Origin of the sequence: Vibrio sp. V33_P6A3T137 (genome assembly GCF_009904835.1) — a bacterium.
GTDB lineage: Bacteria > Pseudomonadota > Gammaproteobacteria > Enterobacterales > Vibrionaceae > Vibrio > Vibrio metschnikovii.
Map to the genome: position 1 here is coordinate 12,040 of NZ_WXWK01000141.1, position 13,480 is coordinate 25,519.

General features: G+C 43.5%; 11 protein-coding genes. All 11 read right to left on the bottom strand.

Translation table 11 applies throughout. The features are described from left to right. Positions 1-32: 32 nt before the first annotated feature. Complete coding sequence (gene nspC / locus CAG60_RS13620) at positions 33-1,163, bottom strand: carboxynorspermidine decarboxylase (protein ID WP_161439170.1); 1,131 nt, start codon at positions 1,161-1,163, stop codon at positions 33-35. A 165-nt stretch (positions 1,164-1,328) separates the two neighbouring features. Beyond that, positions 1,329-2,573: a carboxynorspermidine synthase gene (locus CAG60_RS13625; RefSeq protein WP_161439171.1), complete on the bottom strand. Its 1,245-nt coding sequence runs from the start codon at positions 2,571-2,573 to the stop codon at positions 1,329-1,331. A 14-nt stretch (positions 2,574-2,587) separates the two neighbouring features. Beyond that, positions 2,588-5,473 (bottom strand): pyridoxal phosphate-dependent class III aminotransferase, encoded by a 2,886-nt coding sequence (locus tag CAG60_RS13630; RefSeq protein ID WP_161439172.1) that lies wholly within the window; start codon positions 5,471-5,473, stop codon positions 2,588-2,590. Between the two features lie 564 nt (positions 5,474-6,037). Beyond that, complete coding sequence (mnhG, locus tag CAG60_RS13635) at positions 6,038-6,448, bottom strand: monovalent cation/H(+) antiporter subunit G (RefSeq protein WP_040904343.1); 411 nt, start codon at positions 6,446-6,448, stop codon at positions 6,038-6,040. Further along, positions 6,441-6,716, bottom strand: a complete 276-nt coding sequence (locus CAG60_RS13640; protein WP_040904345.1) for a monovalent cation/H+ antiporter complex subunit F — start codon at positions 6,714-6,716, stop codon at positions 6,441-6,443. Before CAG60_RS13640 ends, mnhG begins: the two co-directional genes overlap by 8 nt. A 6-nt stretch (positions 6,717-6,722) precedes the next feature. Then, on the bottom strand, positions 6,723-7,196 hold the full coding sequence (locus CAG60_RS13645) for a Na+/H+ antiporter subunit E (RefSeq protein ID WP_161426555.1): 474 nt from the start codon (positions 7,194-7,196) through the stop codon (positions 6,723-6,725). After that, positions 7,193-8,689 carry a Na+/H+ antiporter subunit D gene (locus CAG60_RS13650; protein ID WP_161439173.1) on the bottom strand — a complete coding sequence of 499 codons (1,497 nt, stop codon included), beginning with the start codon at positions 8,687-8,689 and terminating at the stop codon, positions 7,193-7,195. Before CAG60_RS13650 ends, CAG60_RS13645 begins: the two co-directional genes overlap by 4 nt. Next, positions 8,686-9,039 (bottom strand): Na+/H+ antiporter subunit C, encoded by a 354-nt coding sequence (locus CAG60_RS13655; RefSeq protein WP_154168320.1) that lies wholly within the window; start codon positions 9,037-9,039, stop codon positions 8,686-8,688. Before CAG60_RS13655 ends, CAG60_RS13650 begins: the two co-directional genes overlap by 4 nt. 5 nt (positions 9,040-9,044) lie before the next feature. Beyond that, complete coding sequence (locus CAG60_RS13660; RefSeq protein WP_161426553.1) at positions 9,045-9,476, bottom strand: Na+/H+ antiporter subunit B; 432 nt, start codon at positions 9,474-9,476, stop codon at positions 9,045-9,047. Then, positions 9,473-11,764, bottom strand: coding sequence for a putative monovalent cation/H+ antiporter subunit A (locus CAG60_RS13665; protein WP_161439174.1), 2,292 nt, complete (start codon positions 11,762-11,764; stop codon positions 9,473-9,475). The genes CAG60_RS13660 and CAG60_RS13665 overlap by 4 nt, the downstream gene beginning before the upstream one ends. A gap of 491 nt (positions 11,765-12,255) precedes the next feature. Further along, a complete protein-coding gene (gene nhaA, locus CAG60_RS13670) occupies positions 12,256-13,449 on the bottom strand; it encodes a Na+/H+ antiporter NhaA (RefSeq protein WP_161439175.1) in 1,194 nt (397 codons plus the stop codon). Between the last annotated feature and the right edge of the window lie 31 nt (positions 13,450-13,480).

Sequence of the window (13,480 nt, forward strand, 5' to 3'; positions counted from 1 at the left end):
CTAATTGCTATGCAGTGCTAAGCAGACAAAAGTTAAACCGACCACTGAGACAAAGAACGTTTAAAGTCTTGATAACCAAATTCATTTAATTTAATGATTTGTCCATCACGGCGCTCGCAATACACCGATGGCATTTTTAGGCCATTAAACCAGTTTAGCTTCACCATGGTATAACCGGCGCTGTCCATGATATGCAGCTTTTGCCCGATCTGTAATGGCTCAGCAAACTTGGCAACACAGAACTGATCACCAGCAAGACAAGAGCAAGAACCAATCACATACTCATGTTCACCCTGTTGATTGGCTTCAAGTACCGATGCTGGTTCACGATAAATCAAAGTATCAAGACGATGAGCTTCTGTTGCCGAATCAACAATCGCGGTTTGCATTTCGTTATCTACAATATCAACAACGGTCACGACTAAATCTGTGGTTTGAGTAATGATCGCTTCACCCGGTTCAAGGTACAACTGAACCTTGTGCTTATCAGCAAAAGCTTTCAGCGCATCGGCGAGTTTATCTACATCGTAGCCCGGCCAAGTAAAGAAGACACCGCCACCTAAGCTTACCCAGTCAAGTTTATCGAGATAAGCACCAAACTTTTCAGAAATCGCATCAAGCAGCGCAATAAATGCGTCCACATCCTTGTTCTCACAGTTCATGTGGAACATGACACCATTGATAGAGTCGAAAACGCTGGTATCTAACTTATCAAACTGTACTCCGAGACGAGAAAATTTACGAGCAGGGTTAGCTAAATCTTGCCCCGCATAACTCACTCCCGGATTTAAACGTAAACCTAGTGATGCCTTACCTTCCACCAAGTGGCGATAAGCCGCCAACTGAGATTGAGAGTTAAAGATCATTTTGTCGCAAATATCAGCAACCTCTTTAACATCCTGCTCACTGTAACCAACACTGTAAGCGTGAGTTTCACCGCCAAACTTCTCATAACCTAGCTTGACTTCAAACGGGCCCGAGCTGGTCGTGCCATCAAGGTAAGGCTTAATGATGTCAAACACGCCCCAAGTCGAGAAACATTTCAATGCTAGCACTAATTTAACCCCTGAACGTTCTTTTAAACGCTTAGCGATTTCCAAATTAGCGATCAACTTCGCTTCATCGATCATGAAGTAAGGGGTGTTTAATTCACTCTTTTGCATCTGATTTTATTCCTATTCATATCCAGTGACTTTCGTTACTGGAAATATCCTAAAAAGGAAAAAACAGCCGCTACTCAGTAGCTGCTGTTTTAAACACGCGGTATTTATTTCACATCTCTAGAATCAATATCCAAGCAATCAGTTCTAGGATACCCTCAGCGATCATTACTTGAGAATTTTAATATCAGGCTGTCCTGGCTCAAGTTCAATCACATCCCAGTCCAAACCAATCGATGGCATGGTTTCTAAGAACGGATCGGGATTCAACTGCTCCATATTGAATACTCCAGCTTGTGCCCACTCACCACGGAAAAACTGTAGCGCAGCCGTAATCGCAGGTACACCCGTCGTGTAAGCAATTGCTTGGTGCTCAACATCCTTATAAGCCACTTGGTGATCAGCGTTATTATAGATAAAAACGCTGCGTTCTTTGCCGTCTTTTCTACCTTGAACCCAAGTACCAATACAGGTCAATCCGGTATAACCAGGAGCGAGTGACGTTGGATCGGGTAACATGGCTTTTAACACTTGCAATGGTTTCACTACCGTTCCGTCATGCAGAGTTAATGGCTCTGGATTCAGTAAACCAATATCTTTCATCACATTAAAGTAATTCAGGTAGCGATCGCCAAAGCCCATCCAGAATTCAATCCGTTTAGCTGGAATAAATTCCTGTAGCGAACGAATCTCGTCATGAGACATTGAATAGACTTTAAAGTTACCGCAATTAGGGAAATCAAACTCCAGCATACGGGTATGGCAAGGAACGCTTTTCCACTGTCCCTCTTCCCAATAGAAAGAGTCACCCTGAATTTCCAGTAAGTTAGTTTCTGGATCAAAGTTGGTGGCGAATTTTTTACCATGATCGCCCGCGTTAATGTCTAACACGTCGATGGTATCAATTTCATCAAATAAATGTTTGACCGCATAAGCGGCAAATACACTCACCACACCTGGATCGAAACCCGCACTCAAAATACCGGTAATACCTGCTTGTTTAAACTTATCACGAAATGCCCATTGCGGATCGTAAGCTTCTGGTACTTTCTGCCCTTCTGTGCATAAGTCAACAGCCACTGACGTATCTAGATAAGAGACTTTTGCTTGGTAGCAAGCTTCCATAATTGTGACGTTAACCCAAGGAGGACCAGCATTGATCACTAGATCAGGCTTCACCTCATTTATCAACGCAACAAGTGCAGCAACATCATCGGCATCCACTGCGCGAGCTTCTAGCTTCTTAGTCGAATCTTTAAGGTTATTTTTACCTTTAATGGATTCAATGATCTTCTCACACTTCCCGATAGAACGAGAAGCAATGGTAATATCACCCAGTACGTCATTGTTTTGCGCTGCTTTGTGAGCAACTACCCAACCAACACCGCCCGCACCAATCTGTAGAATTGACATAGTATCCGTTACCTTTATTTCGCTAGCTCAACCGCTAGAGTTTCAATTTTAGCCAGTAAAGATTCAAAATCTGAAATCTTTAAGCATGGGTTCAAGATTGTGAATTTCAAAGCTGTTTTGCCATCCACTATGGTTTCGCCAAGTACAGCGACACCGCGTACCAAGGCCTGCAGACGAACGGTTTTGTTCAGCTCATCTAAATCAGACGCTTGTGTGTTTACCGCGCGGAACAACACGGTAGATAAACAAGGTTCAGCCAATAGCTCAAAAGCGTCATGCTGACGAACTCGCTGCGCCACTTGTTGAGTTTGCTCAAGCAAGTGATCATACATGGCACCCATTTGTTGTGGTCCCACGTTTTGCATGGTCATAAATACTTTTAACGCATCAAAGCGTTTGGTCGTCGCAATCGATTTATCGACCAAGTTTGGTAACGTATCGTGTTCACGGTTTAAATAATCCGCATGATGAAGCAGGTATTTAAAGTTATGTTTGTCTTTCAGTAGTAACGCACCACAACTGATGGTTTGGAAAAACAGCTTATGGAAATCGACACTAATAGAGTGAGCGCGTTCGATACCATTTAAACGCTGTTTGTGACTACTTAAAATCAGCGCGCCGCCATAAGCACTATCGACGTGCATCCATAGATCATGTTGCTGAGCGGCATCGGCAATCGCTACTAAGTCATCAATGGCACCGTGATCGGTTGTCCCTGCCGTACCCACAATCGCAAAAGGTATTAACCCTTCCGCTTTCGCTTGGTGCATCACAGCGTCTAGCTGAGTGACATCCATCGTGCCATTTGGCAGTGCGTCCACAGCAAGAATGGCTTTTTCACCTAAGCCCATCCAAGAGGCGGATTTTTGTACCGTAAAGTGTGATTTTTTCGAGCAAACAATCCGCAGCTTATCGGCATAGTCAGGCAAACCAAGTTTTTGAATCGAATGACCACTTAATTTATCGGCAATCCAATCACGAGCTAACATCAAGCCCATTTGGTTACTTTGCGTGCCACCACTGGTAAAAATACCGTCCGCTTGTGAACCTAAGTGGTATTTGTCACACATCCAATCGACCACTTTCTGCTCAACAAACGTTGCCGCAGAAGATTGATCCCAAGAATCCATGGATTGATTGAGTGAAGCGATGATCGCCTCAGCCACTACCGATGGCATCAATGGTGGAGTATGTAAATGAGCAATACAATCTGGATGCTGAACAATGATTGAATTTTTAGCAATCAGTTCAGCAGTATCTGAAATCACATCGTGCAAAGACGCATTTTTATTATCCAGATCAACGGCGTTAATCGCATTTTCGAGGATCTTTGGCTCTAACCCAGAATAAGGCGCATTAACTTGCTCAAATACTGCTTTCATTGCAGCCGTAGTGTGATTCATTACTTGAGCGAACGCTTGGCTGCCTAAATGCCCAGTATGGATAAAATGCTTTTTCCACTGATCATTCGCGGCTTCAGGTTCTTTCGAGCCTCCGCCAGCCGCAAGAATGGCTTCTTCTAACACACGTAATGCAAAATCAATTTGCTCGAAAGAGATGATCAATGGTGGTAAGAAGCGGATCACCGAACCATCACGTCCGCCTTTCTCAACAATTAGTCCGCGCTCTAATGCGGCGCGTTGAATCGCCAGCGTTAATTGCGGTGCCGATTTAGGCTCACCAAATTGATTAAGCTCACCACTTGGATCTTGAATTTCTAAGCCAAGCATCAGACCTTTACCACGAACCTCGGCAATACAATTCACACGGCGTTGAATGTTTTCTAAGCCCATGCGTAAGTATTGTCCCGCAATATTGGCGTGCTCAACCAAATTATCGCGAACAATAATTTCTAGTGCTTTAGCCCCAGAGATCATCGCTAATTGGTTACCGCGGAAAGTACCCGTATGTTCGCCTGGACGCCATGTATCGTGCTGTTTATTGATCACCAAAATCGACATCGGTAAACCACCGCCAATCGCTTTTGATAAGCAAAGTACATCAGGAATGATTCCTGATTCTTCAAACGCAAAGTGATAGCCGGATTTACCAACCCCACACTGAATCTCATCGAAAATCAGTAAAATACCATGTTCATCGCAGATACGGCGCAATTCACGTAGCCAAAATGCTGGCGCGGGGATAACGCCACCTTCACCTTGCACGGGCTCAACAATAATTGCAGCCGGTTTCATAATACCGGCTTCGTCATCATGCAATAAGCGCTCTATATAACGAATGCTGGCTTTGGCTCCTTCATCACCGCCGAGTCCAAACGGACAACGCAGGCTGTATGGGAAGGGCATAAAATGCACATCGGACATTAAACCGGTACGACGAGCCTTGGTATTTAGGTTGCCCATCATACCCATCGTCCCATTGGTCATGCCGTGGTAAGCGCCACGAAACGCAAACATGGTATTACGACCGGTCGTTTGCTTGGCTAATTTAATCGCGGCTTCGACGGCATCCGCACCAGAAGGACCACAAAACTGAATGACACACTGTTCAGCAAGTTCTGTCGGTAAAAATCCTTTCACTGTTTTAATAAAATGGGTTTTTGCCGTAGTCGCTATATCCAAGGTTTGATAAGGCAAGCCAGAATCGAGCTGGTCTTTCAATGCTTGATTGATTTCAGGATGGTTATAGCCTAACGCAAGCGTTCCTGCGCCAGCTAAACAATCGAGGAAAAGCTGTCCACGGGTATCTTCCACTAAACAGCCAAAAGCCTGTTTAATCGCAATCGGTAAACGACGTGGGTAAGAACGTACCGCGGATTCGTGTTCGGCTTGATCAAGCAAAACTTGATCAGGCGTTAGATCATAAAGACCATCTAGTATTGGTACTTGGTTGGAAAAACAGGTTGCGATAGTGTTATCGACTTCAAAGGCTGTACTCATCTTCGTCCCCTTGAAATGGTTAAAATTCTGTCCATTATTCATCGTCGTGCGAGGAAAAATGACAAATAGCAAAATTTCCGATGCTGTCGTAAGACACCTTCGGAATACGGACCATTAGCGTAACTGGCAAATCACTAAAACAGAGAATCAAGGTTCGGTTATGCTGCTGTCTTGATAAACAGGGCATAGAGGAAGCACAAAGCTGATTATTAATGTGTGTAAGTTAAGTGAGTTCAATGTTGGGTTTCCCATTCACATGCTGTTTCCACAGCAAGAGTATCCCGTCTATCAGCAAAAGGTTTGCTGATACCTACCCTACGTGGTGCCGCAATCAGCTTGAATGTTCACCACGCGTATCCCCCAGAAAACGCAGTCCGAGATTGAGGCGGACGTTAACATAAAATTGACCGCGTTCGCAATGATTTTTATTCTATCATTCAGCCAAATAATCACTGTATCATTCATACTCTTGAGCAATAAGTGGTAAAAAACCTCTAGCGCATAATCCATGCACTAGAGGTTGATGATTAAACATAATAAAAGAGCAATTAGAGTTGGTTGACCCTAGCTTTTGTTGTCGTGGTCTTTACCCGCAGGCTCGGCTTCTTTAACGGGTAAATGACGGCTGGCCAATTCATGCGTTTCTAGATCATAACGTTCTTTAATCACGTCCTTCACGACACCATCCCACTGTGGTACGCCAACAAAATAACTAGCGCGAGCTAAAACATGAGCAGCAATCGGTGCCGTCAAGATGACAAACACCACAACAGCGAGTGCTCGTACCACAAAGGCCATATCTCCCCAGTTAACAACAGCAAACGCAACCACCATTAAGCCAACACCCAATGCCCCAGCTTTGGTTGTTGCATGCATGCGAGTTAATAAATCTGGCATACGGTTAATACCAATGCCTGCTAGCAACATTAAAAATGAGCCGGTAAGAATGAGTATCGCAATAATTAAATCAGTCATCGTCTCTGTGTCCTCGTTTTTCTAAATAACGGGAAAAACCGACCGCTGCCATAAACGACGTTAAGGCCAACACAATCGCCACATCAATAAAATAAGGTTGTTGATAGCGAATGCTGTAGAGCACGACTAAGCCAACGGTTAAAGAGGCCATTAACTCTAAGGCCACGACCCTATCAGGTAAAGATGGGCCTTTTAATAAACGTACCGTTGCCAAAACCAAGCTAATTGCTAACATGGCAAAGCAAAGGGTATAAACAATATTCAACATAGTCTGTTACCCCAGTAAATCAATCACACGAGCTTCAAGACGCTTGAACTCTTCAATCTGACGAGCTTCATTCTCGAAGTACATTAAATGGACATACAACACGCTTCTATCGGTGGCCACATCCAATGCCAAAGATCCCGGTGTTACGGTAATTAATGTCGCAAACATAGTGATCGCCCCTTCGTCTCGTAAATCGAGAGGAATAGCAATCACAGCTGGTTTCATTAAATGCGTCGGCGTTAATACATCATAAGCCACTCGCCCATTAGCCTTAATTAAATCCCAAATGAAAAACAGTCCAAAATTAATCATTTTCGGTAATTTTGTTAAGTAAACCTTAAATGTAGGGCTATCTCTTAACAAATAAGCCAAAATCACGTAACTCATCAGCATGCCAGCAAATAAGTTGGAAATGGTATAAACGCCTGATAATACTAACCAGACTAGAGCAAGCAGCATATTCAATCCAAAGGCTTTCATGACTGACCTCCAAGTACCGCATCAATATAAACTTGTGGATTCATCACCTGCTCAGCAGCCATAGACGCCAGTTGTATAAACCACTCGGCATACAGACCAATGGTGATGGTCATTCCTGCCATTAAAATGATTGGGAAATACATACAAAAACGCTCGCTATCGCTCATTAAAGACTTCGTTTCAGCAGTATTAGGAAGTGGTTTCCAAAATGCTTCAGACCAAATTTTAATCATTGAATAGAGTGTTAATAACCCAACAGCTAAAGAGGCAACAACCATTAGCCATGCTTGTGTATCTAAGCCCGCCTTAATAACTACATATTTAGCAAAAAAACCAGACAATGGGGGGATACCAGCTAAAGACATAGCTGGTATGGCAAATAATATGGATAACACAGGTGCTGATTTATACAAACCACCTAATTTATCAAGTTTATTGGTCCCATGCCGCCTATTGATCACACCACTGATCAAAAATAGATTTGTTTTAACGATAATATGATGAAAAAGATAAAAAATACCGCCCGTAATGGCTAGTGGAGTAAATAGAGCTAAGCCTACAAGCATGTAGCCAATTTGACTGACAATATGGAAAGATAAGATACGTCTCACTTCAAATTGCGCGGCCGCACCTAGTACACCCGTTATCATTGTTAAAATACCCATCCAAAGTAGTAAAGTATGATGAGTAAATGCAATATCACCGACAAAAATAACACTAAACACACGATATAGAGCATAAACACCAACTTTAGTTAAAAGTCCTGCAAATACCGCAGAAATAGCAACCGGTGGCGTGTGATAAGAAGCTGGTAACCAAAAGAACAATGGAAAAGCGGCCGCTTTAATACCGAAAGCGACTAAAAACAGTAATGAGATCACCGTAATTACTCCGGCATTCTCTGATGTAGAAAGCTTACTCCCTAAATCGGCCATATTGAGTGTGCCTGCGTACGAATAAAGCAGACCAACTGCGCTTAAAAATAGCGCTGATGAGAGTAAGTTAAGTGTCACATATTTAAGTGCTCCTTCCATCTGTTCTCTTTCGCCACCAAGAATTAATAATCCAAAGGACGCGACCAGCATGATTTCAAACCAAACATAAAGGTTGAAAATATCGCCAGTTAAAAAAGCACCGATAACACCAGCTAACATTAAATGTAACAATGGATAAAAACCGAATTTTTCATGGTCTTCATTCATTGTCGCTAATGCATAAATAGCAATACAAAATGCAACAAAAGCGGAAACTGTAACCATGATAACCGCTAATAAATCCGCAACCAATGAAATACCAAATGGAGCTTCCCACCCACCTAAATGGGTCACTTGAATTCCATTATTATATACGTCATTAAACAATATTAATGCCGCAATAAGTAATGCAGAATTTGTCACCACACTGACCCAACGTTGAAGTGTTCTATGACGCCAAATGATCATAGACAACGCTGCTGCAAACATAGGGATAAGAATAGGCATTAATAACATCATAATTGAGTATCTGTCGTCTTCATTTTGTTCATGTCATCCGCACCAATGACTTTATAGGCGCGATGTATCAGTACTACGGCAAAAGCCAGTACGCCAAAACTGATCACAATCGCCGTTAATATCAAAGCTTGTGGGAGTGGATCGGCAATCTCAGCAAACGGCACCGTCATTCCTACCGGGATCAACGGCGGAGCACCTCTCACTAACCCCCCTCCGGTGAAGATCAGTAAATTAGCCGCGTTGGATAAGATCATTAAACCAATAACAAGCTTAACAATGCTGCGACGTAGCATCATAAATAGTGCAGCGGCATACAATCCGCCAATCACGAAAGCAAATAAAGTGGTCATATGAATTAATCCTCCACTTCAGCGAGGGTGAGTAACAACGTCGTCACCATACCAATAACGACCAGATAAACCCCGATATCAAATAATAATGGTGTACTCAATTTCAGCTCACCGACACCAGGCAGATAAACTGTCCACCACACACTGGTCAAAAATTCACTACCGGACAGAATCACACCGATCACACCACTAAACATGGCAATCATTAATCCAACCCCCATCAATTGTGAACCATCGACACCGATTAGGCGTTGGGTCTGGACTGGTGTGAAAGCAAACAGATGCAAGGCAAAAGCACTGGAAGCAACAAGACCAGCGATAAAGCCGCCCCCCGGCTCATTATGTCCACGCAGCAATAAGAAAATCGAAAACAACAACAACATTGGCAATAAAAATCGTGCCGCGACTTGTAAAATTAACGCGCTATCTGTTTTCATGATTTATTTTTCTCCAACTTGATCATCGCCGTTACCCCAATGGCGGCCAAAGCAAGAACAAATAGTTCACCCAAGGTATCTAACGCACGATAATCAACCAGTATTACGTTAACAATATTGCGTCCTTTTGCTATCACATAGCTATTTTCAATTAAGTAATCACTGATCCGATCGGGTTCGGCAAATTGAGTCACGGTCATCACCAGTAATGTCATCATGCCACCAAACACAATGGCGACAAAAGCATCACGCCAACGAACGTCTGAACTTGATAAGCGTTGAAAACGCGGCAATTTAAACAATACAAAGACCAACATGATCACCGTTAGCGTTTCAATCAGTATCTGGGTAATCGCCAAATCAGGGGCACTAAAGAAGACATAAATCAACGCCATACTAAAGCCTAGTGCGCCGATCGCTGCAACCGCACCCAAACGCTGCGAGGTGATACAGGCATAACTCACTACCGCAATAATGATGCCCGAGATCAGAATCTCGTAAACCTCAACGCCAGAAAAATCCAGCGTACCATACCAACCAACGCGCGTGGCAATGGTGTAGCCAACCAATACAATGGTGGTAATAAAGATGGTTAAAATGTAATTTGAAAGATAACCATTTTGCACACGGCCTGTTAACCATTTAGAAAAAATCACTAACCCTTGCATAAAGAGGTCGTAGCCTTTTTCTGGGCCATAGTTAAGTAAAGGCTTAGCCAAAATAGCTTTAGGCGCTAAACGGCCCCAGCGTTTAAAGAGTAAATAGCCCCCTGCTAATGCGACGGCACTGAGCAGTAAAGGCAAATTAAATCCATGCCATAAAGATAAAGCGATAGGATCAACCGTATACCCAGAAATGGATGAAGCCGCAGCAGTAATCAGTGGTGAAACCAAGGATGGAATCAAACCAAAGATTAGCCCTAAACTTGCGAGGAGTGAAAAACCAATCCGCATAGCAAAAGGAGCTTCATGGGCTTCTTTCGGCGTTGTGATCACCTCTCCCCAAAACGGCTTAATCGCAACCAGTCCGGCACAAGCCGCTAAGCAGATGGAAGAGACTACGCCAACAAACAGTAATGCACTTTGCCATGGACTGGTTAACAGCCCTTCTAACATCGCTTCTTTAGCAATAAAACCGAAAACCGGTGGAATACCTGCTAGAGCTAATGCCGCTAGTGACATAAAAATCGCCGTCTGTGGCATGCTGCGCCGTAAACCACTCAACTGACGAATGTCTTTGGTTCCTGTCTCATGGTCCACCGTACCGGCGGCCATAAACAAAGCCCCCTTGTACAGTGCATGGGCCAATAAAAACACCATGGCGGCAATTAACGCCGCTTCCGTACCAATCCCTATTAATAAGGTTAAGGTGCCTAAAGAAGCAACCGTGGTATAAGCTAAAATACGTTTTAGATCGGTACTCGTCACCGCCATTACCGAGCCTACCAACATCGTCAATGCACCGACGCCAACGAGCAGCATCGTCCACGTACTGTCTCCTGCCATGACTGGTTGTAAGCGAGCCATTAAATAGATACCAGCTTTCACCATCGTAGCGGAATGTAGGAATGAGCTAACTGGCGTTGGTGCTGCCATTGCGTTTGGTAGCCAAAAATGAAATGGAACCTGAGCCGATTTAGTAAATGCTCCCGCCAATACCAGTAACATCATTGGTAAAAATAGGCTATGTTGCTGGATTTCTGCTCCTTGACGGACAATTTGATCCAACTGGTAAGTACCGGCAATCTGACCGAGTAATATGACTCCCGCCATTAAAGCAAGGCCACCACCGACCGTAACAAACAGCCCCTGTAAGGCTGATTTACGCGACTTTTCTTGCTCATGATGAAAACCAATCAGCATGTATGAAGTAATACTGGTCAGTTCCCAGAAAACAAACATCGCCATAATGTTGTTCGCTAACACGACACCAAGCATTGCGCCCATAAATGCACAAAGATACATCACTAGCTTACGCTGATCGACGTGGCCTGACAGGTAACTCCCTGCATACACGACAACTAACGTGCCGATCCCAGTGATCAATAATGCAAACAATAGGCTTAAGCCATCAAGACGAATATCAAGCGAAATGCCTAATGACGGAATCCAATCATAATAGAATAATAAGCTATGCCCAGCCGTCACCTGTGGAACAAAGCCTAAGAAATACACAAACAGCAAAGCAGGAAGCAAAGCAACCCACCATACTGCACGCTCACCTAATTGGCGATACAGCCAAGGTACAAAAAAAGCAACAATAAAACCTGACATTAATGCTAATAGCATCTAATGACCTCCAAACGTCGAAATCTTGCTGTAGACAACAAGGGGTCGTTTCCCTAATGCAAGTGATTAAATGACAACCACACTAAAAATAAAGCTGCACGGCGAATGCAAACCGTGTTACGTATTATCCTAAAAGGTTAATACTTTAATATAAACAACTTACATGAAGAGTAGCTTACTCTTCCTAAAACAAGAAAGCATAAAAACAAAGTTTTATGCTTTCTGAGAGTATATTGACCTTTCAAGGGATTTTTCTATAAACCATGAAGCATTAACACAAAGTAAAGATAGGCACATGCATCGTTGTTCAGCACCAACCAGAACTTACGTTACTGCTATCACCGATGTATACGGCTCGAACAGTCAATAAGGCCTAGTATCTCCTTAACTAAGGCTCTAATACCATAGGATAGCAATCTCTTGAAACATTAAGCCACTATCCAATCATACTATGTTTAATCCGCCGACTAGATTGGCGAAGCATTGAGTGATTAGAACTTCGCTTTGATCTCCTTCACTAAAATAGGCTCATCAAGCAATACTTTTTTCGGTAGCGTAGCACGTAGCATAATATAGCCCGCCAGCGCCGCGGCGGTTGACCCAATCAAGATACCTAAACGGGCATAGTTATCCAAAATAAGATGAGCATGACCGAACGCTAACGAAGAGATAAAGATCGACATCGTAAAGCCGATACCACATAACACCGAGACAGCAAAAATATGCCGAGTATCAATCCCTTCTGGTAACTTTGTCATCCCTAACTTGACGGAAATCCAGCTAAAGGTAAAGATGCCAAGCGGTTTACCGACAAAAAGCCCTAACGCGACACCAACAGGTAACGTTGATGTTAATCCCGCTAACGAGATCCCTTCTAACGAGATCCCCGCATTCACAAAAGCAAACAGCGGTAGAATGGCAAACGTTGACCATGGATGTAACCAATGCTCCAAGCGCTTTAATGGCGATGGAGAGGTTGCCTGTTTACCTTTCAAAGGAATCGCAAAACCGATCATCACTCCAGCAAGGGTGGCATGAATCCCTGACTGTAGGACAGCAAACCATAATATTGCGCCAAGTATCAAGTATGGCACTAACGACGTGACCTTGTAATGATTAAGTAAGTATAAACCACCAGCCGTCAGTAAACCCATTGCTAACGCGAAACTCGATAGCTCACTGGTATAAAATAGAGCAATAATAATAATCACGCCAAGGTCATCAATAATCGCCAACGCTAATAGAAAAGCCTTCAAACTCACAGGCACTCGATTACCCAGTAACGCCATGATCCCCAAAGCAAAGGCAATATCGGTGGCCGCAGGAATCGCCCATCCCTGGCTTGCCGTAGGATCCGCTGAATTAAACCAAGTGTAGACCAATGCCGGCGCTAACATTCCCCCTAAAGCAGCAATGGCTGGGAATAAAGCCTGCTCTTTTGATTTTAGCGATCCTTCGATTAATTCGCGTTTTACTTCTAGGCCAATTAATAAAAAGAAAATCGCCATCAGCCCATCGTTGACCCAATGAGAGAGAGACATACCGAAGACATAAGCATGCAGAGCATGCTTATAAAGCTCATTAACAGGTGAATTGGCAATCAACATAGCCGCAATAGCAGCCATAACTAATAACACTCCACCCGCGGCTTCTGTTTTAAAGAAACTACGAATCATGCGTATCATGGGGATATCGTCCTTTGTGATGATAAGAATC

What these genes read in the sequence shown, in the direction of transcription:
- mnhG (WP_040904343.1), bottom strand. Translation starts at nt 6,448, where the DNA reads ATGACTGATTTAATTATTGCGATACTCATTCTTACCGGCTCATTTTTA.
- CAG60_RS13665 (WP_161439174.1), bottom strand. Translation starts at nt 11,764, where the DNA reads ATGCTATTAGCATTAATGTCAGGTTTTATTGTTGCTTTTTTTGTACCT.
- nhaA (WP_161439175.1), bottom strand. Translation starts at nt 13,449, where the DNA reads ATGATACGCATGATTCGTAGTTTCTTTAAAACAGAAGCCGCGGGTGGA.
- CAG60_RS13660 (WP_161426553.1), bottom strand. Translation starts at nt 9,476, where the DNA reads ATGAAAACAGATAGCGCGTTAATTTTACAAGTCGCGGCACGATTTTTA.
- CAG60_RS13625 (WP_161439171.1), bottom strand. Translation starts at nt 2,573, where the DNA reads ATGTCAATTCTACAGATTGGTGCGGGCGGTGTTGGTTGGGTAGTTGCT.
- CAG60_RS13650 (WP_161439173.1), bottom strand. Translation starts at nt 8,689, where the DNA reads ATGATGTTATTAATGCCTATTCTTATCCCTATGTTTGCAGCAGCGTTG.
- CAG60_RS13640 (WP_040904345.1), bottom strand. Translation starts at nt 6,716, where the DNA reads ATGTTGAATATTGTTTATACCCTTTGCTTTGCCATGTTAGCAATTAGC.
- CAG60_RS13655 (WP_154168320.1), bottom strand. Translation starts at nt 9,039, where the DNA reads ATGACCACTTTATTTGCTTTCGTGATTGGCGGATTGTATGCCGCTGCA.
- CAG60_RS13630 (WP_161439172.1), bottom strand. Translation starts at nt 5,473, where the DNA reads ATGAGTACAGCCTTTGAAGTCGATAACACTATCGCAACCTGTTTTTCC.
- CAG60_RS13645 (WP_161426555.1), bottom strand. Translation starts at nt 7,196, where the DNA reads ATGAAAGCCTTTGGATTGAATATGCTGCTTGCTCTAGTCTGGTTAGTA.
- nspC (WP_161439170.1), bottom strand. Translation starts at nt 1,163, where the DNA reads ATGCAAAAGAGTGAATTAAACACCCCTTACTTCATGATCGATGAAGCG.